This is a genomic window from Geodermatophilus sp. SMS 5-13, from assembly GCF_059428245.1.
On record NZ_CP165729.1, the window covers coordinates 946,746 to 968,782 of the forward strand.

Here is a 22,037-nt window from a genome sequence, read left to right on the forward strand (position 1 = left end):
GCGGGTCCCTGGACGGGGCCGACGGATGTGGCGCTGCCGAGTCAGCTCACTTTCGTGGCCACCAGCAGGCCGCTGCCGACCGGCAGGACGGCGGAGAGCAGGGTCTCGTCCTCGCGGACGGTGCGGGCCAGCTCCCGCCAGGCGACCGTCTGCGGATCGCGTGCGGCCCGGTCGGCGATCCGGCCGCCGGCCAGCAGCCCGTGGCAGACCAGGCTGCCGCCGGTGCGGATGAGGTCGAGCAGCGCCGGCAGGTGGCCGTGGTACTCCCGCGGGGCGCCGGCGCAGCAGACCAGGTCGTAGGCGCCCGGGGAGAGGCGGGGGAGCACCTCGCCGGGGGTGCCGAAGATCAGCCGGGTGCGGCCCTGCGGGATCGCGGCCTCGGCGAAGGCCGTGCGGGCGGCGCGCAGTTGCTCGGGATCGCCGTCGAGCGCGGTCAGGACGCCGTCGGGGCGCATGCCCTTGAGCAGCCAGAGCCCGGCGATCCCGCCGCCGCCGATCGAGACGACGGAGCGGGCGCGGCCCTGGGCGGCGAGGACGGCGAGCGCGGCACCGGCCGCGGGCTCGACGGACACCGCGCCCGGGCGGTGTGCGAGCCGGGCCCGCGTGGCCAGCATCGCCGGGGACTCGGTGGCGAACCGGTCGGCGTAGGCGGCGGCCTCCGCGCTGACCGGCGGTCCCTCGGCGCTCATCACCGGCCGAGGTTAGTGGGCGGCGACGTCGTGATCGGGTTGCGGCGTGACGGGTGTGCGGGCAGAAGCCGGCTGGGAGTCTGCTGTGGGCGGGAACACCCCCGCGGGCCCCGTCCGTTGACGGCGATGTGCGCCTGATCCGATCGGCATCGCCCACCCCTGCGCCCGAGGAGGGCGTCGGGACGGCACTCGTCTGCGATCCTGAGGACGTGTCCGAGCCCGCCGTCCCCGAGGCCTGGGTGGCCCCGACCTGGGAGCAGGTCGTGCGCGAGCACTCCGCGCGGGTGTACCGGCTGGCCTACCGGCTGTCGGGCAACGCGCAGGACGCCGAGGACCTCACCCAGGAGACCTTCGTCCGGGTGTTCCGGTCGCTGGCGGAGTTCACGCCGGGCACGTTCGAGGGCTGGCTGCACCGGATCACCACGAACCTGTTCCTGGACATGGTGCGGCGCCGGCAGCGGATCCGGTTCGACGCGCTGCCCGAGGACACCGAGCGGCTGCCGGGCAGCACGCCGAGCCCGGAGCAGGTGTACGCCGACACCCACCTCGATCCGCAGATCCAGGCCGCGCTGGACGCGCTCTCGCCGGAGTTCCGCGTCGCCGTGGTCCTGTGCGACATCGAGGGGCTGACCTACGAGGAGATCGCGGCGACGCTGGGCATCAAGCTCGGGACGGTGCGCAGCCGGATCCACCGCGGGCGGGTGCAGCTGCGCGAGGCGCTGGCCCACCTGGCGCCCCGCCGTCCCGCCGCGGACGACGTCGCTGTGGAGGGAGGCGCCGCATGACCATTCCCGAGAGCCACCTCGCACAGGAGGCGATCGCCGCCCTCGTCGACGGCGAGCTGCCCCCCGGCCCCGCCCGGCGGGCCGCCGCGCACCTCTCCGGCTGCGCGCTCTGCCGGATGGCGGTGCAGGCGCAGCGCGAGGCCAAGGAGGCGCTGCACCGCTCGCAGGAGGTCGCCGTCCCGGGGGACCTGCTCTCCCGGCTCTGCGCGATCCCCTTCACGACCGACGTACCCGGGAGCGGAGGCTCGGGGACGCTGGCCGCGGGGCCGGACTCGCTGACCGTCTCGGGTGATGCGGGCTCGTGGTCGCACTCGCTGCGTCCGCACCGTCCGCACCGCTCGGACTCGACCACCCGCTGGCTGCGCCGCGGGGTCACCGGCACGCTCGCCGGCCTGGGGCTCGGTGTCGCCGCGCTGGCCCTGAGCCTGCCCGCGACGGGTGCCGGCCGCGGCACGCCGTCCGGGCCGGTCGCCCGGCCGACGGCGCCCGAGGAGCAGACTGAGGTCGTGCCGCCCGTCGTCCGTGCCTTCACCTTCGGCAAGGCGAACCTGCCCGCGTCCGCCCCGGGCGGGACCCCCTGAGCAGCACCGGGGACCGCCGGCCGGCGGGGGACGAGCACGACGACGTCTTCGGGCGTCCCGAGGGTGCGACCGGCTCCTTCGACGCGCCGGGCGACCGGCTGAGCCCCCGCCGCAGCGCCGTCCCCGACCCGAGCCCCGCGCAGCAGGCGGCGTTCGGCCGCCCGGCCAGCGTGGCCGGCAGCTTCGCCGGCGACCGCCCCGTGCCGCCCGCGCGCCCGGCCCCGCCGCCGCCTCCGGAGGCGGTGCTGCGTGCGTTCGCGCCGTCCGGACCGGGCCGCGGCCTGCAGGAGCCGCCTGGTGGCCGCCCCGGCCGCCGGCGCACCGCCGCCGGTCCCTGGTGGAAGCCCGACGCGGCCTCCGACCCCTGGCGCGACCCGCACTCGCCGGCCGGCCTCGGCGCCCCCGCCGTCTACGACGAGGAGGAGCAGGAGGGGCCGATCGTCGTCGACGCCCAGGGGCGCCGGAAGGTCCGGCTGCGCGACCTGTCGATCCGGCTCTCCGTGCTGATCGTCCTCGCCGTCCTGCTGGTCGGCGCGATCGGCGGCGGCGTGGGCTGGTACATCACCCGCGAGGCCGCGGAGAAGCCGCTGCTCGCCCCCGGCACGCAACTGTCGGAGGTCGACCCCGGGGTCAGCCGCGAGCCGGGCTCGGTCGCCGACATCGCCGAGCGGATCATGCCGGCGGTCGTCTCCATCGAGGTCCGGCTCGGCAACTCCGGCGCCACCGGCTCCGGCGTCGTCGTCGAGGGCGAGAACGGCTACATCGTCACCAACAACCACGTGGTCTCGGGCGCCGACGGCAACGAGGACGCCGAGATCCGGGCGGTGTTCTCCGACGGCAGCGGGTCGGCGGCGCGCATCGTCGGCCGCGACCCGGCCAGCGACATCGCCGTCCTCAAGGTCGAGAAGCCCGGCCTGGTCACCGCGTCGCTGGGCGACTCCGACTCCGTCGTGGTCGGCGACCCGGTGGTCGCCATCGGCTCGCCGCTGGGCCTGGCCGGCACGGTGACCAGCGGCATCGTGAGCGCGCTGGACCGCCCCGTCCGCCTCTCCGGTGAGGGCAGCGACACCAACGCCGTCATCAGCGCGATCCAGACCGACGCCCCCATCAACCCGGGCAACTCCGGCGGCGCGCTGGTCGACGGCTCGGGCGCGGTCATCGGGATCAACACCGCGATCGCGTCGCTGGGCGGCAACGGCACCACCGGCGGCTCGATCGGCCTGGGCTTCGCGATCCCGATCGACACCGTGCGCACCATCTCCGAGCAGCTGATCTCCACCGGCACGGCCGTGCACGCCACCCTCGGGATCAACACCCGGTCGGTCACCGATGGCACCCGGGACGGCGCGCTGGTGCTCAACGTCGAACCCGACGGCGCCGGCGCCGAGGCCGGCATCCGCGAGCAGGACGTCGTCATCGCCGTCGACGACCAGGCGGTCGGCAGCTCCGAGGAGCTCACCGTCGCCATCGATGCGCACAAGCCGGGCGACCGGGTCAGCGTCGAGGTGGTCCGGAACGGCTCGTCGCAGAAGCTCGAGGCGACGCTCGACCAGGCCTGAACCGGCCCGAATTGGGGGACAGCCCTCAGCCGGAGGGGGCTCTACCCTGGATGGCGGCGAACGGACGACGGAACGGGAGCGGGCGAGTGTTCGACTCGATCGGCTGGGGCGAGATCGTCGTCCTCGCGCTCGCTGCGCTGTTCATCTTCGGCCCGGACCGGCTGCCCACCCTGGCCAAGGACGCGGCGCAGGGGATCAAGAAGGTGCGCGAGGCCATCACCGGGGTCCGCGCGCAGATGAACGAGTCGATGCCCGAGGAGCTGGCCCAGCTCCGCGACATCGACCTGCGCAAATACCACCCGCGGACGTTCATCCGCGAGCAGTTGCTGGCCGACGACGACGCCCCGCCGGCGCCCAGCGGCGCCCCGGTGGCCGCCGCCGTGGCGAAGCCGCGCGACGCCGGCACGCCCCCGCCCTTCGACGTCGACGCGACCTGAGCGGCCCGCCTGTAGGGGCCCCCGCCGAGCTTGCGAGGTGCGGGGGGACAGGCGGGTCCTTTCTCAGTGGCGAACCGGGGTCAGGCCCAGGCTCATTCCGGAGAGGCCGCGCTGGCGGGTGGCCAGGCCGTCGGCGATCGTGCTCAGCGCCCGCGCCGCGGGGGAGTCGGGCTCGGCGAGCACGATCGGGGCGCCGGCGTCGCCGGACTCGCGCAGCCGGGTGTCGAGCGGGATCTGGCCGAGCAGCGGCACCCGCGCACCCAGCGTGCGGGTCAGCGCGTCGGAGACCGCCTCGCCGCCACCGGAGCCGAAGATCTCCATGCGACTGCCGTCGGGCAGGTCCAGCCAGGACATGTTCTCGATGACGCCGACCACCTGCTGGTGGGTCTGCGTGGCGATCGCGCCGGCCCGCTCGGCCACCTCGGCGGCGGCCTGCTGCGGTGTCGTCACCACGAGGATCTCGGCGTTGGGCAGCAACTGCGCGATGGAGATCGCGACGTCACCGGTGCCGGGCGGCAGGTCGAGCAGGAGGACGTCGAGGTCGCCCCACCAGACGTCGGCGAGGAACTGCTGCAGCGCGCGGTGCAGCATCGGCCCGCGCCACACCACCGGGGTGTTGCCGGGCGTGAACATGCCGATCGAGATCACCTTCACGCCCAGGGCCTGCGGCGGCATGATCATGTTGTCGACCTGCGTGGGCCGGTCGTCGACGCCGAGCATGCGCGGCACCGAGTGGCCGTAGATGTCGGCGTCCACCACGCCCACCGACAGCCCGCGCTTGGCCAGGGCGGCGGCGAGGTTCACGGTGACGCTGGACTTGCCGACGCCGCCCTTGCCGGAGGCGACCGCGTAGACGCGGGTGAGCGAGCCGGGCTGGGCGAACGGGATCACCGGGTCGGCGGCGTCCGTGCCGCGGACGGTGCGGCGCAGCTCCGCGCGCTGCTCATCGCTCATCACGTCGAGGCCGACCTGCACCGAGGTCACCCCGGGGACGGCGGAGACGGCCTCGGTCACCCGGTTGGTGATCGTCTCGCGCATCGGGCAGCCCGCGACGGTCAGGTACACCTCGACGCGGACGGTGCCGTCGGCGCCGATCTGCACGTCCTTGACCATGCCGAGCTCGGTCAGCGGGCGGTTGATCTCCGGGTCCTGGACGGTGGCCAGGGCCGCGGTGACGGCGTCGAGCGCCGGGGAGCCGGTCAGCGTGTCCGACATCAGTGCGTGTGTCTCCTTCGACGGGGCCCGTGCCCGGTGCGCCTGCGGCGACCGGCGCGGACCTGATCACCCGCCACTGTACGGCCGCCGACGGAACCGGCCGCCGGTCGGCGGGGTGATCTGCTGCGCACCGCCCGCCTGAGGCCCTCAGTGCCCCCTTACCCGGACCGAGTGCCGCGGCGACCGGAGATCTGCCCGATCGCCCGATGCCAGGGGCCACCCCTCAGAACGATCGTCGTCGCCATGACGACGACGATGATCCGCAGCGAGACCACCACCGGCACCGCCTCCAGCGCCGAGCTCCTCCGCGCGCTGCTGCACGACGCGCTCGCCGTCGCGGCCGACGACGCCGCCGACACCTTCGACAGCCGGACCGCGACCGGCCGGACGCTGCTGTCCCTGGCGGCGGTCGCGCGGCGGGCGGCGGGCGCACTCGGGTCCGAGCCGGGGATCCCCCTGACGAGCGCCCCCGGCGTCGTGGCCGTCCGCGAGTTCGCGGCGGCCGTGCGGCTGCTGGACCGGGCGCAGGCCGGGTCGGAGGACGTCGACGGTCTCCTCGCCACCGCCAAGGCCCTGCACGCGCAGTTGCACGACGCGCTGCCGGACGCCGCGTGATCGGCGGGTTAGTGTCGGCTGAGTGACCTCCGCCGCCCGCTCCCGTTCCGAGACGCTGCGCGACGCCCTCGGCCTGGGGCTGGCGGTCGGTCTCTACGGCGCCGCGTTCGGCGCGGCCGCCGTCTCGGCCGGGCTGTCCGCCTGGCAGGCCTCGGCGATGTCGCTGCTGATGTTCACCGGCGCCTCGCAGTTCGCGCTCGTCGGCGTGCTCGGCGCCGGCGGCAGCGCGCTGGCCGCGGTCGGCAGCGCCCTGCTGCTCGGCACCCGCAACACCGTCTACGGCGTCCGTCTGCTGCCGCTGCTGGCCCCGCGGGGGATCCGGCGGTTCGGGACGGCGCACTGGGTCATCGACGAGACGACGGCGCTGGCCATCGCCGCGCCCGACCGCGGGCTGGCCCGGCTGGCCTTCCTGGTCGGCGGCGGTTCGATCTTCCTGATGTGGAACGCGACGACGCTGGTCGGCGCGCTCGGTGCCGCGGCGCTCGGCGGAGCGGCCAAGGCGGCCCTCGACGCCGTCGTCCCGGCCGCCTTCCTCGCCCTGCTGTGGCCGCGGCTGCGCGCGCCGTTCCCCGAGGTCGCGGTGCAGCGCCGGGTCGCGCTCGGCGGCGCGGTGGTCGCCCTCGTGCTCACCCCGTTCGTCCCGCCGGGCGTGCAGGTGATCGCGGCGGTTGTCGCGGTGGCGCTGGCCGGGCGGCCCCGGCGCCCGGCGGGGGAGCAGGCATGAGCGGCGGCGTGCTGTGGACCGTCGTCCTCGCCGGGTCGCTGGGCTGCTACCTGCTCAAGCTGGCCGGGCTCTCCGTGCCCGCGGCGTGGGTGGAGCAGCCGTGGGTGACCCGCGTCGTCGACTTCGTGCCGGCCGCGCTGCTCGCCGCGCTGGTCGTCGTCCAGGCGGTCGCCTCGGGGCACGACCTGGTGGTGGACGGCCGGCTGGCCGGTCTCGCCGTCGCCGCGGTGGCGCTGGCGCTGCGGGCCCCGTTCATCCTCGTCCTCCTGCTCGCCGGGGCGACCGGCGCGCTGGTGCACGTGCTGTGGGGCGGCTGACCGGTCACCCCACCGCGCGGCGCAGGCCGGCGAGGGCCTCGGCGAGCAGTCCCGGGCGGCCGTCGGCGGCCGCGTAGCCGGCCAGCAGGGCGGAGAGCCGGACGGCGAGCGCGCGGGCCCGCAGCTCCCGGTCGGCGTCGACCTCGCCGTAGGCGTCGAGGAAGGCCGCGCGGGAGGCACCCGAGAAGGCGGCGAAGGCCAGGGCGAGGTCGAGGGCAGGGTCGGCGAGGCAGACGTCGCCCCAGTCGATGACCCCGGTGGGCCGGCCGTCGGCGTCGACCAGCAGGTGGCGCACGTGCAGGTCGCCGTGGACCAGGACCGCGTCGCCGGTCGGAGGGCCGAGCCGGCGCGCCTCGGTGAGCAGGTCCGGCACCGCGGGGTCGCCGGGCCAGGCGCCGTGCGCGGTCAGCTCCTCGAGCGCGGCGTCGGTCTGCTCGGCCCGCGCTGCCGGCTCCGCCCGGTGCAGCGGGTCCACGGGGAGCGCGGCGTCGATCCCGGCGCGGGTGGCGGGATCGTGCAGGACCCGGAGGAAGCGGCCCAGCTCCACGGCGGCCGGCACCCGGTCGGCGTCGGGCAGGGCGGCATCGGCGAGCTCCGTGCCCGGGAGCAGCCGGGCGCCGGCGAACGGCCACGGTTCCACCGGGTCCTCGTCCGTGCCGACCCAGACCGGCGTCGGGACCGGCAGCGGCAGCCGCGGCGCCAGCACGGGCAGGACGGCGAGCTCGCGGCGAAAGCCGGGCACCGCGATCGCGCGGCGCGGGAAGCGGAAGACCCACGCGCCGCCGACGGCGAACACCGTGTTGTCCCAGCCCTCGCCGAGCGGGGTGACCGGGAGCCTGCGCAGCGCCGGGAAGACCGTGCCGATGAGCGCCTCGGCACGGGCCGTGTCGACGACGCGCTCCGGCTGCCATGCGGGCACCCGGCGACGGTACGGCGCGTCGGCGTCGCGTTCCGGCGCCGCGGGAACGAGCATCGGACCCGATGAACACCGGAACCGCCGCGTTCGTCCGGCGCCGGACGACCGTGCTGCTCGCCGTCCTCGGTGCGCTGGCGGGGATCGCGGCGAAGGCGGCCGACGAGTCCTCCTGGACCTGGGCCGCCGATCTCGGCACCTACCCGGCCGCGTGGGTGCTGGCGGTGGCGCTGATCGGACGGCAGGCGCCGACCCCGTTCGCCGCGGCGGCGCGGTCGGCGGTCTTCTTCGCCGCGATGAGCGTCGCCTACTACGCGTGGGCGGCGCTGGTCCTCGGCTTCGGCTGGACGTGGCTGCTGTGGGCGTGGCTCCTGCTCTCGGGGACGGCGGTGCCGGTCACCGCCGTCGCCGCGCAGTGGGCGACCCGGCGGGCCGGCCCGCTGCCCGGCGTGCTGATCGCCGCGGCGGCAGGGACCGTCCTCGGTGGTGAGGGAGCGCAGCGGCTCTGGTACTGGGCGACGGGGGACTGGTCGGGGCCGCACCTCGTGCAGGGCCTGGTCGACGTCCTGACCGTCGTGGTGCTGATCTTGCTGCTGCCGCGGCACCGCAGCACCCGCCTGTGGGGCGCCTTCCTTGTCGTGCCGATGACCTGGCTGGCCGACCGCGGCCTCGACGTCCTCTACGGCGTGCTGGGCTGACGGCTCTTCCACTCGCGGTACTCGGCACGCATGCAGTGGCCGCACGGCCGGTAGCCGGCCGCGATCGCGGTGGCCTCGTCGGCGAAGAAGACGCGGATCGTGGCGTATCCCCTGGGCAGCGCAGCGAGTGCGCTCCAGCAGTCCAGATGCCCGTAGATCCGCAGCTTCGAGTTGCCGCCGAGCGTTCCCCTGGTCTCGCTCCGGTAGGGCCGGCCGTCGGCGCCGAGCAGCGTGTACACAGCTCAGGCCGCGTCGTGGAAGACGAGGCCGAGGGTGTGGCGCACACCGGAGCGCACGGTGCTCACCCCGTGCCGCATCGGCGCCGCCGACCAGCCGCGGGCCGAGCGCACCGGCCGCTCCCGCGTGGTGAACACGATCCCGCAGCCCTGCCGCAGGGTCGCCGCGTAGCCACGGGACTGCGCGCGCGGGCGCTGCTCGACGGTGAGGAACTCACCGCCGGTGTGGTCGACGCCCGGCTCGTCGAGGCCGACGACCACCTGCAGCGGGAACACCAGGTCGCCGTAGAGGTCGCGGTGCAGGGCGTTCCAGTCGCCGGCGCCGTAGCGCAGCAGGATCGGCGTCGGCTTCTTCTGCCCGGCCTCGTGGCACAGGTCCAGCCACTCCTCGAGGCTGTCGGGCCACGGCGCCGGGCGCCCCAGCCGCGCCGCCCACTCCCGCGCGATCGGCAGCAGGTGCGGGTAGAAGGCCTGGCGCAGCGCGGCGACGACGTCGGGCAGCGGGTGGTCGAAGTAGCGGTACTGGCCGCTGCCGAACCGGTAGCGGGCCATGTCGATCGTCGACCGGAACCGGCCCGCGTCGTCGTAGAGCGCGGTGATCTCCCGGCACTCCTCCGGCGTCAGCACCGGCGCGGTCTGCCCGCTGCCCGCCGCGTCGACCTCCGCGGTCAGCGCGGCCCAGTCGAGGGCGTCCACACGGTCCCTCATGCCGCCGCCTCCAGGGTGAGCAGCGTGCGCTTGGCCGCGACCCCGCCCACGTAGTTGCCGAGCGCGCCGTCGCTGCGCACCACCCGGTGGCAGGGGACGACGACCGGCAGCGGGTTGGTGGCGCACGCCGTCCCGACGGCGCGGACCGCCCGCGGGCTGCCGGCGGCGGCGGCCAGCGCGGCGTAGCTCGCCGTCGTCCCGTAGCCGACCTCGCGGAGCCGGGTCAGGACGTCGCGGCGGAAGCCGGCCGACAGCCGGAAGTCCAGCGGCAGGTCGAAGGCGGTGCGCCGGCCGGCGAAGTACTCGTCGAGCTGCCGGACGGCGACGTCCAGCCGGGCCGGGGCGCGCAGCACCCGCGGGCTGATCCGGTCGGCCAGCGACTGGAGGACGGCGTCGTGGTCCTCGGCGGCGTAGGCCACGCGCACCAGCCCCTGGTCGGTCGCGGCGAGCAGCAGCGGGCCGACGGGGGAGTCGAGGGTGGTGAAGGCGACGTCGAGCAGGCCGGCCTCGTCGGCCGCGAGCGCCAGTCGCGCGGTCAGGTGGTCCAGGGTCATCGGAGCTCTCCTCGGTAGGAGCGGCGCAGGGCGGCGACGCCGTCGGCGGCGGCGCGGCGGGCAGCCTCGGGGGTGCCGCCGACGAGGGCGGCGACCTCGGCGTAGGACAGGCCCGCGAGGTGGTGGTAGGCGACGGTCTGCCGCTGCTTGTCGGGCAGCGCGGCCAGCGCCGCCCACAGCTCCCCGTCGGAGTCGCCGGGCAGACCGAGGGCGCTGGGCACCTCCGGCAGCTCGGCGACGGGGACGGCGCGGCGGGCGGCGGCGCGCAGCTGGTCGACCGCCTTGCGGTGGGCGATCGTCACCAGCCACGCCTCCACGTTGCTGCCCGGCGGCAGGTCGGGATAGGCGCGCAGTGCGGCGAGGAACGTCTCGGACCAGGCGTCGTCGGCGGCGTCCGGGCCGACGACGGCGCGGCAGACCCGCAGCACCGTCGGCCCGTGCCGCCGCACGACCGCCTCGAACGGCTCGAGGCGCACGTCAGAACAGCCGGTCGCCGCGCTGCTCCAGGTCGAGCAGGAACCGCTTGCGGGGCAGCCCGCCGCCGAACCCGACCAGGCTGCCGTCGGCCCCGATCACCCGGTGGCAGGGCACCACGATCGCCAGCGGGTTGCGGCCGTTCGCCGCACCCACCGCCTGGGCGCCGCCCGGCTCGCCGACCGCCTTGGCCACGTACCCGTACGAGCGGGTCTCGCCGTACGGGATGTGGGTCAGCTGCTCCCACACGGCCAGCTCGAAGTCGCTGCCCACCGGCCGCAGCGGCAGGTCGAAGCCGGTCCGCTCGCCGGCGAAGTACTCGCCGAGCTGGCGGACGACGTCGCCGAACCCTTCGTCGCTGCGCTCGCCGATCTCGGCGTCCACGAACCGCGACGGCGGCGACATGGCCAGCCGCACCAGCGCGCCGTCCTCGGCCACCAGGGTCAGCGGACCGATCGGCGAGGGCACCACGGTGTGCGTCCTGCTCATCGTTGTGGTCTCCATGCCCGGTAGACGCTCCGGACACCGAGATTGTGAGGTCACCTGCCGACAGTTCTCACGTACCCGTCCACCGGGTCTCCTCGTCGACGACGACGTCGGTGGGGGAGAAGCCCAGCGACCGCGCGACCGCGCAGGACGCCGCGTGGTCCGGGTGCACGTGCGCGGTGAAGCTGCGGACGCCCCGGTCGCGCAGCCAGCCGGTCATCGCGCCGGCCGCCTCCCGCGCGAAGCCGCAGCCCTGGTGCGGGGTCGAGACCACCCAGGCGACGTCCGCGGCGTCCGCGGTGACCGTCGCCTGCACGGTGCCGACCAGCTCGCGGGTGTCCTGGCGGCGGACCATCCAGTTCAGCCAGGTCGCCCGGCCGTCGGCGGAGTGGCCCCGCAGCTGCCGGGCGTAGCGGTCGCGCAGCGCGGCCTCGTCCGCGGGCGAGCCGCCGGTGAAGGTGTGCAGCCGCTCGTCGGCAAAGGCGCGGGCCGCCTCGGCCGCGTGCGAGATGCGCAGCGGCTCGAGCTCGAGGCGGGCGGAGGACACCGGCTCGGCGACCAGCTGCGGTGGTGGCGAGGCCGGCGGGGTGCTGCTGCTCATCGACGGCCTCCCGGGGGTCGGCACGACGACGGTAGCCCGCGGGCTCGCGCGCCCGACCCGGTGGCCGCCGTCCGCTATGCCGTCGGGTCGGCCAGCACCGGCTGAGCGGCGTCCCTCTCCTTCTTCTTCTTCCCCTTCTTCTCCCGCTCCTCGGCCTGGTCCTCCAGCCGGCCCAGCTCGCTGCGGATGAAGTCGCGCGTCGCCAGCTCGCCGATCGCCACGCGCAGCGCGGCCAGCTCCCGCGCGAGGTACTCGGTGTCGGCGCGGGTGCTGGCCGCCCGCGCCCGGTCCTCCTCTGCCTGCACCCGGTCGCGGTCGGCCTGCCGGTTCTGCGCCAGCAGGATCAGCGGCGCGGCGTAGGCGGCCTGGGTGGAGAAGGCCAGGTTGAGCAGGATGAACGGGTAGGGGTCCCACTGCAGCCGGACGGCGAAGACGTTCAGCCCGATCCAGGCGACCACGATGATCGTCTGGACGGCGAGGAAGCTGCCGGTTCCGAGGAAGCGGGCGATCGCCTCCGCGAAGCGGCCCACCGCGTCGGGGTTGAGCCGAAGAAAGTTGCCGAACGTGCGCGCGTGACCCCGCGGGACGTCGAGCCGCCGGCCCTCAGCCACGGCGGGCCCGCTCCCGCCAGTCGTCGGGCAGCAGGTGGTCCAGGACGTCGTCCACGCTGACCGCGCCTACCAGGCGGCCCTGGTGGTCGACCACCGGCGCGGCCACCAGGTTGTAGGTGGCGAAGTAGCGGGTGACCTCGGCCAGCGGCGCCTCGGGCCGCAGCGGGTCGAGGTCGTCCAGCGCGCCGCTGACCAGCGACGACGGCGGCTCGCGCAGCAACCGCTGGATGTGCGCCAGGCCGATGTAGCGCCCGGTCGGCGTCGCCGACGGCGGCCGGCACACGTAGACCTGGCTGGCCAGCGCCGGGGTCAGCTCGGGGTCGCGGACCCGCGCCAGCGCCTCGGCGATCGTCGCGTCCGGGGTGAGGATCACCGGCTCGCTGGTCATGATCCCGCCGGCGGTGTCCTCGGAGTACTTGAGCAGCTGGCGGACCGGTTCGGCCTCGTCGGGCTCCATGAGCTCCAGCAGCCGGTTGCGGTCGACGTTGGACAGCTCGGCCAGCAGGTCGGCGGCGTCGTCCGGGTCCATCTCCTCGAGGACGTCGGCCGCGCGGCTCTCGCTGAGCGTGCCCAGGATAACGATCTGCTCGGCCTCGGGCAGCTCCCCGAGGACGTCGGCCAGCCGCTCGTCGTCCAGCGCCTCGGCGACCTCGTGCCGGCGCTTGATCGGCAGCTCCTGCAGCGCGTGCGCGAGGTCGGCGGCGTTGAGCTCGCGGTAGGTGGCGATCAGCGTCTCGGCGCCCTGCCCGCCCGGGTCCAGCGCGAGCCCGACGACCTCGTCCCAGGCGAGCTGGTGCAGCTGGCCGCGCCGGCCCAGCCGGCCGGGCTCCTGCACGGCGAGCCGGGTCAGCAGCCAGTCGCCGGTGCGGGTCTGCTCGATGCCGGCGTCGACCACGGTCGCCTTCTTGCCGGACTCGCGGAGGGACACGGCGCGGTCGAGCAGCTCGCCGAGCACGAGCGTCTCGCCGCGGCGCTGCTCGAAGCGCTTGAGGTTCAGCGTCCCCGACCCCAGCAGCACCGCCCCCTGGTCGATGCCGGTGACCCGGCCCATCGGCACGAAGATGCGGCGGCGCGCGACCACCTCGACGACCAGGCCGAGCACGCGGGGCGGCGCGGTGCCGACGCGGAGGGCGGCGACGACGTCGCGGACCTTGCCGACCCGGTCGCCGTTGGGGTCGAAGACGGTCAGCCCGGCGAGCCGGGACACGTACGCCCTCGTCGCCGTCGCCACGGCCGAAGGCTACCGTCGGCGCCGTGAGCAGCCCGGAGTTCCTGGAGTACGAGGTCGTCGACGTGTTCGCGCCGCGGGCCTACGCCGGAAACCCCCTGGCCGTCGTCTACGACGCCGACGCGCTGACCACCGAGCAGTGCCAGGCGCTCGCCTTCGAGTTCCACCTCTCGGAGACGTCCTTCCTCATGAGCCCCACCGAGGACGACGCCGATTACAAGGTGCGGATCTTCACGCCGTTCGCGGAGCTGCCCTTCGCCGGGCACCCGAGCGTCGGGGCGGCGCACACGCTGGTGCGCTCCGGGCGGCTGAAGGCGGGCACGGTGCGGCAGGAGTGCGGCGCCGGCGTCCTGCCGATCGCGGTCGACGACGACGGCGCGACGCTGACCGGCGGGCGGCCCACCCTCGAGGACGGCCCCGACCCCGGCGCGCTCGCCGAGGCCATGGGGCTGTCGGCCGCGGACGCCGTCGGGCTGCCGGCGCACGTCGCCGGCTGCGGGCTGCCGTGGACGTTCCTCGCCGTCCGCCCGGAGGTCGTGGACGAGGCGCGGCCCGATCCCGCGGCGCTCGACGGGCTCGGCCTCGGGGAGGGCGTCGTGGTCTTCGCATGGACGGCGGAGACGGCGACGTCCTATGCCCGGGCCTTCGCGCACGACCTCGAGTGGGGCGAGGACCCGGCCACCGGGTCGGCCGCCCTCGGCGCGGGGGTCTGGCTGGTGGCCACCGGCCTGGTCGCCCCGGACGGGACGTCGTCCTACGGGATCCGCCAGGGCGAGAAGCTGGGCCGCCCGTCGGTGCTCACCTGCACGGTCACGGCGAGCGCCGGCCGCGCGGAGTCGGCGACCGTGCAGGGCGCGGTGGTGCCGGTGGCGAGCGGCCGCATCCGGGTGCCTTGACCTCGGCGGCCGACGCCTGGGCGGTCCGCCGGCCCGGCGGCCGCGAGTTCGCGCTCATGGGCGTGGCGGTGGTCGGCATCTCCCTGTCCGGGCCGCTGACCGCGCTGGTGGCCGCCCCGTTCCTCGCCATCGCCTTCTGGCGCAACGCCGCCGGCGCGGCGCTGCTGCTGCCGGTGCTGGCCACCCGCGAGCGGGGCACGCTGGCCGGCCTGCGACCGCGGGACCTGACCAGTTCCGTGGTGGCCGGGCTCTTCCTGGCCGGGCACTTCGCCGCCTGGCTGCCCAGCCTGTCCATGACGACGGTCGCCGCCTCGATCGCGCTGGTCACCACGACGCCGATCTGGACCGCGCTGGCGGCGCGGATCAGCGGGGTGCGGCTGCCCGCGCAGGTCTGGTGGGGGCTGGTGCTGGCCGTGGTCGGGGCCGCGCTGATCGCCGGCGTCGACGTCACGGTGAGCCTGGAGGCGCTGGCCGGCGACGGCCTGGCCACCCTGGGCGCGATCTGCGCGGGCGGCTACGTGCTCGCCGGCGCGCGGGCGCGGCAGCGGCTGGCGACCTCGGCGTACACGATCACCTGCTACTCGGTGTGCGCGCTGGCGGTCGCCGTGGCCGCGGTGGTCGTCGGCGTGCCGCTGACCGGGTTCTCCGCCCGCGACTGGTGGCTGATCGCCGCGATCACCGTCGTCGCGCAGATCCTCGGGCACACGCTGCTCAACCTGGTGCTCTCCTCGGTCGGGCCGACGGTGGTCAGCCTCGCCGTCCTGCTGGAGGTGCCGGGTTCGCTGATCGTGGCGCTGGTCCTGCTGCGGCAGCTGCCGCCGCTGCTCGCGCTGCCCGGGATGGCCGCCGTGGTCGTGGGGGTGGGGCTCGTCGTCCGGGCGAGCCGGCCTGCGACCCTGGTGGAGCCGGCCACCTGAGGCGTTGCTCACTCCCCGGCGCGGCCGCCGACGCACCGTCGCTACCCTCCGGTAGCTGAAGACGCCGTCGTCTGCACGAGAAGAGGCACCGTGGCCGAGCTCCGATCCCGCCGTTCCAACCTCGCCGTCCCGGGGAGCAACCCCCGGTTCCTCGAGAAGGCCAAGGGCCTGCCCGCCGACCAGGTGTTCCTCGACCTCGAGGACGCGTGCGCGCCGCTGGCCAAGCCGGGCGCCCGCAAGAACATCGTCGCGGCGCTCAACGAGGGCGGGTGGGGCGAGAAGATCCGCGTCGTCCGGGTCAACGACTGGACGACGGAGTGGACCTACCGCGACGTGATCGAGGTCGTGGAGGGCGCCGGCGCCGAGCTCGACTGCATCATGCTGCCGAAGGTCGCCGACGCCGCGCAGGTGCGGGCGCTGGACTTCCTGCTCACCCAGATCGAGAAGGCCAACGGCCTGGAGGTCGGCCGGATCGGCATCGAGGCGCAGATCGAGACGGCGCAGGGCCTGATCAACGTCAACGACATCGCGTTCGCCAGCCCGCGGATCGAGACGATCATCTTCGGCCCGGCCGACTTCATGGCGTCGATCAACATGAAGTCGCTGGTCGTCGGCGCCCTGCACCCGGACTACCCGGGCGACCCGTTCCACTACATCCTCATGCAGATCCTCATGGCCGCCCGCGCGCGCGGCGTGCAGGCCATCGACGGCCCGTTCCTGCAGGTGCGCGACGTGGACGCGTTCCGCGAGGTGGCCAAGCGCTCGGCGGTACTCGGCTTCGACGGCAAGTGGGTGCTGCACCCCGGCCAGATCGACGCCGCCAACGAGATCTACGCGCCGTCGCAGGAGGACTACGACCACGCCGAGCTGATCCTCGACGCGTACGAGTGGTCGACGTCGGAGGCGGGCGGGAAGAAGGGCTCGGCGATGCTCGGCGACGAGATGATCGACGAGGCCAGCCGCAAGATGGCGCTGGTCATCGCCGGCAAGGGTCGCGCGGCAGGCATGCAGCGCACGTCGTCCTTCACCCCGCCGGAGGAGTGACCCCCCGTGCTTTGTCGCGATGAAGCACGCGCGCTTCATCGCGACAAAGCACGGGTCAGGGGCCGAAGCCGGTGTTGAGCAGGGCGACCCAGGCGATGATCAGGACGACGATCATCAGCACGAAGATGCCCGTGACGATGCCGCCGATGATGATCCCGGCCAGCGCCAGCCCGTCGCCCCCCTCGCCGGTGCGGCGGATCTGCCTGCGGGCGGCGATGCCCAGCGCCAGCCCGACGGGGGCGATGGTGAGCGCGCAGACGAGGGCCGCGATGGCGAGCGCGTTGGTCGGCGGGCCGTAGACCGGGTAGGGCGGCGGTCCGTACGACGGCGGCGGCCCGTAGACCGGCGGTCCGGACGGCGGGCCGTAGCCAGGTCCGCTCATCGCGCTTCCTCTCTCCTCCGGCCTCACAGGCCGATCGCGGCGGGGGGCAGTGCGGCGAGCCGCCCGGCGATGGACTGCGCCGCGCCGGCGGTCGCCGCGGGGTCCTCGCCGAGCAGCACCGACACGACGGCGCCGCGCGCCTGCGCGACCACCTGCTGCCGGGCGCCGGACGCCAGCTCGTACTCCACCACGACGGAGTCCTCCGCGAGCCCGTCGACGCGCGGGGGCGGGTCGACGATCGTGCGGTCCTCGGCGGGGCAGGCCGCGAACGCCGCCCGCAGCTCGCCGAGCGCACCCGCGGCGTCGGCGGCCGACCGGTAGCTGATCGCCTCGGAGACCACGGCGGGCGTGCCGTCCGGATCCACCCCGGTCACCGGGAACTTCGCCGTCCGGGCGGCCTCGCTGGGGAATGTCCCGCCGCAGATGCCGGTCAGGCTCGGGTTGTCGGTCAGGTCGCCGTCCGGGACGGGGTTGGCCTGCACGGTCCAGCCGGCCGGCAGGTCGTCGGCACGCAGCGCGACCGACAGCGCCGCGCTCGGCGCGTCCGTCGCGTCGGCGGGATCGGCGGCGGCCTCCGCGGAGGCCTCGGCCTCCGCCGGGGCCGGCTCGGGGGAGGTCTCGGCGGCCGATCCGGAGGTCGGCTCCGACGAGGACCCGTCGCCCGTGCAGCCGGCCAGCAGGACGGCGGCCGCCGTGAGGAGCGTCGCCACGCGGGCGGAGCGGGTGCTCACCCGGGCGACGGTAACTTCACCGGTAACCCACGGACACCGGAGTCCCCGGAGGAGCCCGCATGACCCGCCTGGCGCAGACCGCCGACCTGACCGACATCCAGCAGGAGATCCTGGCGACCGTCCGCAGCTTCGTCGACAAGGAGATCATCCCCAACGCCCAGGAGCTCGAGCACGGCGACGTCTACCCGCAGGCGATCGTCGACGGGCTCAAGGAGCTGGGCATCTTCGGGCTGACGATCCCCGAGGAGTACGGCGGCCTGGGCGAGTCGCTGCTGACCTACGCGCTGGTGGTCGAGGAGATCGCCCGCGGCTGGATGAGCGTCTCCGGCGTGATCAACACCCACTTCATCGTCGCCTACATGGTGCTGCAGCACGGCACGCAGGAGCAGAAGGAGCGCCTGCTGCCGCGCATGGCCACCGGCGAGGTCCGCGGCGCCTTCTCCATGTCGGAGCCGGGCCTGGGGTCGGACGTGGCGGGCATCCGCACCAAGGCGGTCCGGCAGGCCGACGGCGGCTACGTCATCGACGGCCAGAAGATGTGGCTGACCAACGGCGGGTCCTCCACGCTCGTCGCGGCGCTGGTGCGCACCGACGAGGGCGCCGAGAAGGCCCACCAGAACCTGACCACCTTCCTCATCGAGAAGCCCGCCGGCTTCGGCGAGGTCCTCCCCGGGCTCACCATCCCCGGCAAGATCGACAAGATGGGCTACAAGGGCGTCGACACCACCGAGCTGGTGTTCGACGGCTTCGCCGTCTCCGCCGACGACATCCTCGGCGGCACCCCGGGTCGCGGCTTCGCGCAGATGATGGACGGCGTCGAGGTGGGCCGGGTCAACGTCGCCGCCCGCGCCTGCGGCATCTCCATCCGGGCCTTCGAGCTGGCCATCGCCTACGCCCAGCAGCGGGAGACCTTCGGCCGGCCGATCGCCCAGCACCAGGCGATCGCCTTCCAGCTGGCGGAGATGGCGACCAAGGTCGAGGCCGCGCACGCGATGATGGTGCGGGCCGCACGGCTGAAGGACTCCGGCTCGCGCAACGACGTCGAGGCCGGCATGGCCAAGCTGCTGGCCAGCGAGTACTGCGCCGAGGTGACCACCCAGGCGTTCCGCATCCACGGCGGCTACGGCTACTCCAAGGAGTACGAGATCGAGCGGCTCATGCGCGAGGCGCCGTTCCTGCTCATCGGCGAGGGCACCAGCGAGATCCAGAAGACGATCATCAGCCGCGGCCTGCTCAAGACCTACGCCCTCAAGCGCTGACCCCGTCCGCCCGGGGACTTTCCGCGCGGAAAGTCCCCGGGCAGGACTCAGGCCGCCGGCTGGGTGAGGTCGTACATCGTGACGCCGTCGACCGTGACCGAGGTGAAGTTCGCCTCCACCCACGCGGCGATCTCCTGGCCGGAGTCGCTGCCGCTGTCGCTGCGCATCCCCACGCCGCCGCCGATGAACCAGTGGATCTGGCCGGCCTCGACGTAGGCCTGGAACTGCGCCAGCGTCGGCGAGGGGTCGCTGCCGTTGAACCCGCCGATCGGCATGACCGGCAACTCGGTGGCCAGCTGGTAGCCGGCCGCGTTGTTCGCGCCGATCGTCGCCGCCACCCAGGTGTAGGACGACGCGTCCTCCGACAGGGCCGCAGCCATCTCGTCGCTCACGCTGCCGGCACTGAGCAGGCCGCCGAAGCCGCCGAAGCCGCCGAACCCGGTCGTCCCGCCGGGCGCGGTGCCGGTGCCGCCGGTGGGCGGGGTGGGCATGGCGCCGGTGCCGCCCCCGAACGACGGCCGGGTGCCGCCGGCCTGCGCACCGAAACCGCCGCGGAACCCACCCCCGCCCGGGCCGAAGCCCGCGCCGACCACCGACGGCCCGGCGCTCGGGATCGACCCGGTGTGCGCGGTCCCCGCCGTCTGGACGGCGTAGGCCGCCGGCCCGCCCAGCCCGGCCACGATGCCGGCCGCGAGGACGGCGGCCACGACGGCGCTGCCGAGGCGGTCGACGACCAGCAGCCCGAGCGCGGCCAGCACGCCGGCGACGAGCACCACCCACTTGAGCCAGGGCAGGAAGTCCACCGACCGGTCGAGCAGCACCCACGACCAGACGGCGGTGCCGGCCAGCGCGACCGCCAACGCGATCCGCGGCCAGACCGCCGAGCGGCGCTGCCAGAGCAGCCCGGCGCCGATGCCGACCAGCGCGGCGATCGCCGGGGCCAGCGCCACCGTGTAGTACGCGTGGAAGATGCCGGCCATCAGGCTGAACGTCAGGCCGGTGACCACCAGCCAGGTCCCCCAGGTCAGCAGCGCCGCCCGGCGGCGGTCGGTGCGCGGGGCCCGGCCGACGGCGACGAGCCCGGCGACGAGCAGGGCCAGCGCCCCGGGCAGCAGCCAGGCGATCTGCCCGCCGATCTCCGCGCTGAACAACCGGGTCAGGCCGGTCTCGCCCCAGCCGCCTGCGCCGCCGACGCTGCCGGTCTCGTCGCCGGTCAGCCGGCCCAGGCCGTTGTAGCCCCAGATCAGCTCCCACGCCGAGTTGGTCTGCGAGCCGCCGATGTAGGGCCGCATCGAGGCGGGGACCAGTTCGACGATCGCGACCCACCAGCCGCCGGTGACCACCAGCGCGGCGCCGGCGGCGAGCAGGTGCCCGATCCGCTTGCCGAACGTCGTCGGCGCGGTCAGCAGGTAGACCAGCGCGAACCCGGGGACGACGAGCATCGCCTGCAGCGTCTTGGTCAGGAACGCCAGCCCGATCAGCGCCCCGACGGCGACCAGCCAGCGCAGGCTCGCCTTCTCGACGGCGCGGGTCACCCCGTAGGCGGCGATCGTCATGAGCAGGACCAGCAGCGCGTCCGGGTTGTTGAACCGGAACATCAGCGCGGCGACCGGGGTGACCGCCATGGCCGCCCCGGCGAGCAGCGCCGGGCCGTACCCGGCCACCCGGCGGACGGCGAGGTAGAGGACGCCGACCGTGGCCACGCCCATGACCGCCTGCGGCACCAGGATCGACCACGACGAGAGCCCGAACAGCCGCACCGACAGGGCCATCACCCACAGCGACGCCGGCGGCTTGTCGACGGTGATGGAGTTGGCCGCGTCGGAGGAGCCGTAGAAGAACGCCTCCCAGCTCTGCGAGCCGGCCTGCACCGCCGCCGAGTAGAACGCGTTCGCCCAGCCGGAGGCGCCCAGGTCCCACAGGTAGAGCACGCCGGCGGCCGCGAGCAGGCCGAGCAGCGCCGGGCGCACCCAGCCCGGGTCGTCGTCCCGGCCGCGGACCAGCCGCCGCGCCCGGGACGGCCTCGCCGGGGGAGTGGGCGGCGCGGGTGGCGGCGCGGTGCGTTCCGCGGGAGCGGCGGGCAGGGTGGTGGTCAACGAACGGTCTCCATCTCGAGGACGGCCAGGGGGCCGTCGGCAGGGGTGGGTGCGGGGCGCGGCCGGAAGACCCAGCCGCGGAAGAGGACGAAGCGCAGCAGCGTCGCGACGGCGTTGGCGGCGACGAGCAGCAGGAGTTCCGCGGCCCGGGACGCGCCCGGGGCGACGGCGTGCAGGACGGCGAGCGAGCCGCTGGTCAGCGCGAGGCCGAGGCTGAACACGACCAGGCCCTGCGCGTGGTGCACCGCGGCGCCGGAGCCGCCGCGGATGCCGAAGGTGATCCGCCGGTTGGCGGCGGTGTTCGCGATCGCGGTGAGCAGCAGCGCCGTGAAGTTGGCGACCTGCGCGCCCAGCGCGGGGTGCAGCAGTAGGAACAGCAGCGTGTAGGCGAGGGTGGACAGCACGCCGATGACGGCGAAGCGGAGCAGCTGGGCCAGCAGACCCGGCGGCACGCCGGGCACCGGGTCGGGCAGCGGCTGGCGGCCGATCTGCGCGCGCAGCTCGGCCACGGGCAGCCGTCCGGTGCCGAACGCGCGCAGCATCCGGGCGATCCCGGCGAGGTCGGCCTTCGCCGTCCGGACGATGTCGACCCGGCTGTCGGGGTCGTCGACCCAGTCGACCGGCACCTCGTGGATGCGCAGCCCGGCGCGCTCGGCCAGCACCAGCAGCTCGGTGTCGAAGAACCAGCCGGTGTCCTCGACCAGCGGCAGCAGCCGGTGCGCGACGTCGGCCCGGATCGCCTTGAAGCCGCACTGCGCGTCGGACAGCGAGGTGGCCAGCGCCCCGCGCAGCAGCAGGTTGTAGCCGCGGCTGATCACCTCGCGCTTGAGCCCGCGGACCACCCGCGACGAGCGGGAGAGCCGGGTGCCGATCGCCAGGTCGGAGTGCCCGCTGAGCAGCGGCGCGACCAGGGGCAGGAGCGCGGCCAGGTCGGTGGACAGGTCGACGTCCATGTAGACGAGCACCGGGGCGTCGGAGGCCAGCCAGACCTCGCGCAGCGCCCGCCCGCGGCCGGGCTCGAGCAGCACCCGCACCTCGACGCCGGGCAGCTCGGCGGCCATCCGCTCGGCCACGGCCAGGGTGCCGTCGGTGCTCGCGTTCTCGGCGACGGTGATCCGGAAGGGCCAGGGCAGGCCGGACAGGTGGGCGTGCAGCCGGCGCAGGCACCGCTCGAGGTCGGCCTCCTCGTCGTGCACGGGGACGACCACGTCGAGGATGGGGCGCCGGGGGCAGGGGTCCTCGGCGCGCACGGCGGCGCTCTCCAGCAACGGTGGCATGACG

At 75.0% G+C, this 22,037-nt stretch carries 27 protein-coding genes; 12 read left to right on the forward strand and 15 right to left on the reverse strand.

Annotated features, from left to right (window positions below; translation table 11 throughout):
* Positions 1–41: 41 nt before the first annotated feature.
* Positions 42–689 carry an O-methyltransferase gene (locus AB3388_RS04615; protein ID WP_495409580.1) on the reverse strand — a complete coding sequence of 216 codons (648 nt, stop codon included), beginning with the start codon at positions 687–689 and terminating at the stop codon, positions 42–44.
* 209 nt (positions 690–898) lie between these two features.
* On the opposite strand from AB3388_RS04615, the gene sigE reads away from it, so the two are divergent.
* The 4 genes from sigE (at position 899) to AB3388_RS04635 (ending at position 4,051) form a co-directional block, all read left to right on the forward strand.
* Positions 899–1,474 (forward strand): RNA polymerase sigma factor SigE, encoded by a 576-nt coding sequence (sigE, locus tag AB3388_RS04620; protein ID WP_495409581.1) that lies wholly within the window; start codon positions 899–901, stop codon positions 1,472–1,474.
* Positions 1,471–2,055: an anti-sigma factor family protein gene (locus AB3388_RS04625; RefSeq protein ID WP_495409582.1), complete on the forward strand. Its 585-nt coding sequence runs from the start codon at positions 1,471–1,473 to the stop codon at positions 2,053–2,055. The genes sigE and AB3388_RS04625 overlap by 4 nt, the downstream gene beginning before the upstream one ends.
* A 170-nt stretch (positions 2,056–2,225) precedes the next feature.
* Positions 2,226–3,614 carry a S1C family serine protease gene (locus tag AB3388_RS04630; RefSeq protein WP_495409583.1) on the forward strand — a complete coding sequence of 463 codons (1,389 nt, stop codon included), beginning with the start codon at positions 2,226–2,228 and terminating at the stop codon, positions 3,612–3,614.
* An 86-nt stretch (positions 3,615–3,700) separates the two neighbouring features.
* Positions 3,701–4,051 (forward strand): twin-arginine translocase TatA/TatE family subunit, encoded by a 351-nt coding sequence (locus AB3388_RS04635; protein ID WP_495409584.1) that lies wholly within the window; start codon positions 3,701–3,703, stop codon positions 4,049–4,051.
* 63 nt (positions 4,052–4,114) lie between these two features.
* On the opposite strand, the gene AB3388_RS04640 is transcribed toward AB3388_RS04635, so the two are convergent.
* Complete coding sequence (locus AB3388_RS04640; RefSeq protein ID WP_495409585.1) at positions 4,115–5,266, reverse strand: Mrp/NBP35 family ATP-binding protein; 1,152 nt, start codon at positions 5,264–5,266, stop codon at positions 4,115–4,117.
* Positions 5,267–5,509: 243 nt separating this feature from the next.
* On the opposite strand from AB3388_RS04640, the gene AB3388_RS04645 reads away from it, so the two are divergent.
* The 3 genes from AB3388_RS04645 to AB3388_RS04655 are packed head-to-tail and all read left to right on the forward strand — an operon-like array spanning position 5,510 to position 6,922.
* On the forward strand, positions 5,510–5,881 hold the full coding sequence (locus tag AB3388_RS04645; RefSeq protein ID WP_495409586.1) for a hypothetical protein: 372 nt from the start codon (positions 5,510–5,512) through the stop codon (positions 5,879–5,881).
* A 22-nt stretch (positions 5,882–5,903) separates the two neighbouring features.
* Positions 5,904–6,605, forward strand: coding sequence for an AzlC family ABC transporter permease (locus tag AB3388_RS04650; RefSeq protein WP_495409587.1), 702 nt, complete (start codon positions 5,904–5,906; stop codon positions 6,603–6,605).
* Complete coding sequence (locus AB3388_RS04655; protein ID WP_495409588.1) at positions 6,602–6,922, forward strand: AzlD domain-containing protein; 321 nt, start codon at positions 6,602–6,604, stop codon at positions 6,920–6,922. Before AB3388_RS04650 ends, AB3388_RS04655 begins: the two co-directional genes overlap by 4 nt.
* 4 nt (positions 6,923–6,926) lie before the next feature.
* On the opposite strand, the gene AB3388_RS04660 is transcribed toward AB3388_RS04655, so the two are convergent.
* Complete coding sequence (locus AB3388_RS04660) at positions 6,927–7,841, reverse strand: phosphotransferase (RefSeq protein WP_495409589.1); 915 nt, start codon at positions 7,839–7,841, stop codon at positions 6,927–6,929.
* 62 nt (positions 7,842–7,903) lie between these two features.
* On the opposite strand from AB3388_RS04660, the gene AB3388_RS04665 reads away from it, so the two are divergent.
* Positions 7,904–8,533: a hypothetical protein gene (locus AB3388_RS04665; protein WP_495409590.1), complete on the forward strand. Its 630-nt coding sequence runs from the start codon at positions 7,904–7,906 to the stop codon at positions 8,531–8,533.
* Here the strand turns inward: AB3388_RS04665 and AB3388_RS04670 are convergent.
* The 8 genes from AB3388_RS04670 to AB3388_RS04705 form a co-directional block, all read right to left on the reverse strand.
* Positions 8,515–8,772, reverse strand: coding sequence for an Ada metal-binding domain-containing protein (locus tag AB3388_RS04670; protein WP_495409591.1), 258 nt, complete (start codon positions 8,770–8,772; stop codon positions 8,515–8,517). The genes AB3388_RS04665 and AB3388_RS04670 overlap by 19 nt on opposite strands.
* Positions 8,773–8,775: 3 nt before the next feature.
* Positions 8,776–9,477 carry a 2OG-Fe(II) oxygenase gene (locus tag AB3388_RS04675; RefSeq protein WP_495409592.1) on the reverse strand — a complete coding sequence of 234 codons (702 nt, stop codon included), beginning with the start codon at positions 9,475–9,477 and terminating at the stop codon, positions 8,776–8,778.
* On the reverse strand, positions 9,474–10,031 hold the full coding sequence (locus tag AB3388_RS04680) for a methylated-DNA--[protein]-cysteine S-methyltransferase (RefSeq protein ID WP_495409593.1): 558 nt from the start codon (positions 10,029–10,031) through the stop codon (positions 9,474–9,476). The genes AB3388_RS04675 and AB3388_RS04680 overlap by 4 nt, the downstream gene beginning before the upstream one ends.
* A complete protein-coding gene (locus tag AB3388_RS04685) occupies positions 10,028–10,507 on the reverse strand; it encodes an RNA polymerase sigma factor (RefSeq protein WP_495409594.1) in 480 nt (159 codons plus the stop codon). The genes AB3388_RS04680 and AB3388_RS04685 overlap by 4 nt, the downstream gene beginning before the upstream one ends.
* A 1-nt stretch (position 10,508) precedes the next feature.
* A complete protein-coding gene (locus AB3388_RS04690) occupies positions 10,509–10,994 on the reverse strand; it encodes a methylated-DNA--[protein]-cysteine S-methyltransferase (RefSeq protein WP_495409595.1) in 486 nt (161 codons plus the stop codon).
* 67 nt (positions 10,995–11,061) lie between these two features.
* Positions 11,062–11,592 carry a GNAT family N-acetyltransferase gene (locus tag AB3388_RS04695; protein WP_495409596.1) on the reverse strand — a complete coding sequence of 177 codons (531 nt, stop codon included), beginning with the start codon at positions 11,590–11,592 and terminating at the stop codon, positions 11,062–11,064.
* A 74-nt stretch (positions 11,593–11,666) separates the two neighbouring features.
* On the reverse strand, positions 11,667–12,203 hold the full coding sequence (locus AB3388_RS04700; RefSeq protein ID WP_495409597.1) for a DUF1003 domain-containing protein: 537 nt from the start codon (positions 12,201–12,203) through the stop codon (positions 11,667–11,669).
* Positions 12,196–13,434, reverse strand: coding sequence for a magnesium transporter MgtE N-terminal domain-containing protein (locus AB3388_RS04705; RefSeq protein ID WP_495409598.1), 1,239 nt, complete (start codon positions 13,432–13,434; stop codon positions 12,196–12,198). Before AB3388_RS04705 ends, AB3388_RS04700 begins: the two co-directional genes overlap by 8 nt.
* A gap of 23 nt (positions 13,435–13,457) precedes the next feature.
* Between AB3388_RS04705 and AB3388_RS04710 the strand changes: the two genes are divergently transcribed.
* From AB3388_RS04710 to AB3388_RS04720, 3 genes are all read left to right on the forward strand, one after another.
* On the forward strand, positions 13,458–14,327 hold the full coding sequence (locus AB3388_RS04710) for a PhzF family phenazine biosynthesis protein (RefSeq protein WP_495409599.1): 870 nt from the start codon (positions 13,458–13,460) through the stop codon (positions 14,325–14,327).
* The gene (locus AB3388_RS04715; protein WP_495409600.1) at positions 14,324–15,244 is read left to right on the forward strand and encodes a DMT family transporter; all 921 of its coding nucleotides are present in this window, start codon (positions 14,324–14,326) and stop codon (positions 15,242–15,244) included. The genes AB3388_RS04710 and AB3388_RS04715 overlap by 4 nt, the downstream gene beginning before the upstream one ends.
* A 90-nt stretch (positions 15,245–15,334) precedes the next feature.
* On the forward strand, positions 15,335–16,288 hold the full coding sequence (locus tag AB3388_RS04720; protein ID WP_495409601.1) for an HpcH/HpaI aldolase/citrate lyase family protein: 954 nt from the start codon (positions 15,335–15,337) through the stop codon (positions 16,286–16,288).
* A 55-nt stretch (positions 16,289–16,343) separates the two neighbouring features.
* On the opposite strand, the gene AB3388_RS04725 is transcribed toward AB3388_RS04720, so the two are convergent.
* Positions 16,344–16,670, reverse strand: coding sequence for a DUF4190 domain-containing protein (locus tag AB3388_RS04725; RefSeq protein WP_495409602.1), 327 nt, complete (start codon positions 16,668–16,670; stop codon positions 16,344–16,346).
* Between the two features lie 23 nt (positions 16,671–16,693).
* Positions 16,694–17,401, reverse strand: a complete 708-nt coding sequence (locus AB3388_RS04730; protein ID WP_495409603.1) for a hypothetical protein — start codon at positions 17,399–17,401, stop codon at positions 16,694–16,696.
* 59 nt (positions 17,402–17,460) lie between these two features.
* Between AB3388_RS04730 and AB3388_RS04735 the strand changes: the two genes are divergently transcribed.
* A complete protein-coding gene (locus AB3388_RS04735; RefSeq protein ID WP_495409604.1) occupies positions 17,461–18,660 on the forward strand; it encodes an acyl-CoA dehydrogenase family protein in 1,200 nt (399 codons plus the stop codon).
* Positions 18,661–18,707: 47 nt separating this feature from the next.
* Here the strand turns inward: AB3388_RS04735 and AB3388_RS04740 are convergent, their stop codons facing one another.
* Both AB3388_RS04740 and AB3388_RS04745 read right to left on the reverse strand, forming a co-directional pair.
* Positions 18,708–20,756 (reverse strand): glycosyltransferase family 39 protein, encoded by a 2,049-nt coding sequence (locus AB3388_RS04740; RefSeq protein ID WP_495409605.1) that lies wholly within the window; start codon positions 20,754–20,756, stop codon positions 18,708–18,710.
* Positions 20,753–22,033 (reverse strand): glycosyltransferase, encoded by a 1,281-nt coding sequence (locus tag AB3388_RS04745; RefSeq protein WP_495409606.1) that lies wholly within the window; start codon positions 22,031–22,033, stop codon positions 20,753–20,755. Before AB3388_RS04745 ends, AB3388_RS04740 begins: the two co-directional genes overlap by 4 nt.
* Between the last annotated feature and the right edge of the window lie 4 nt (positions 22,034–22,037).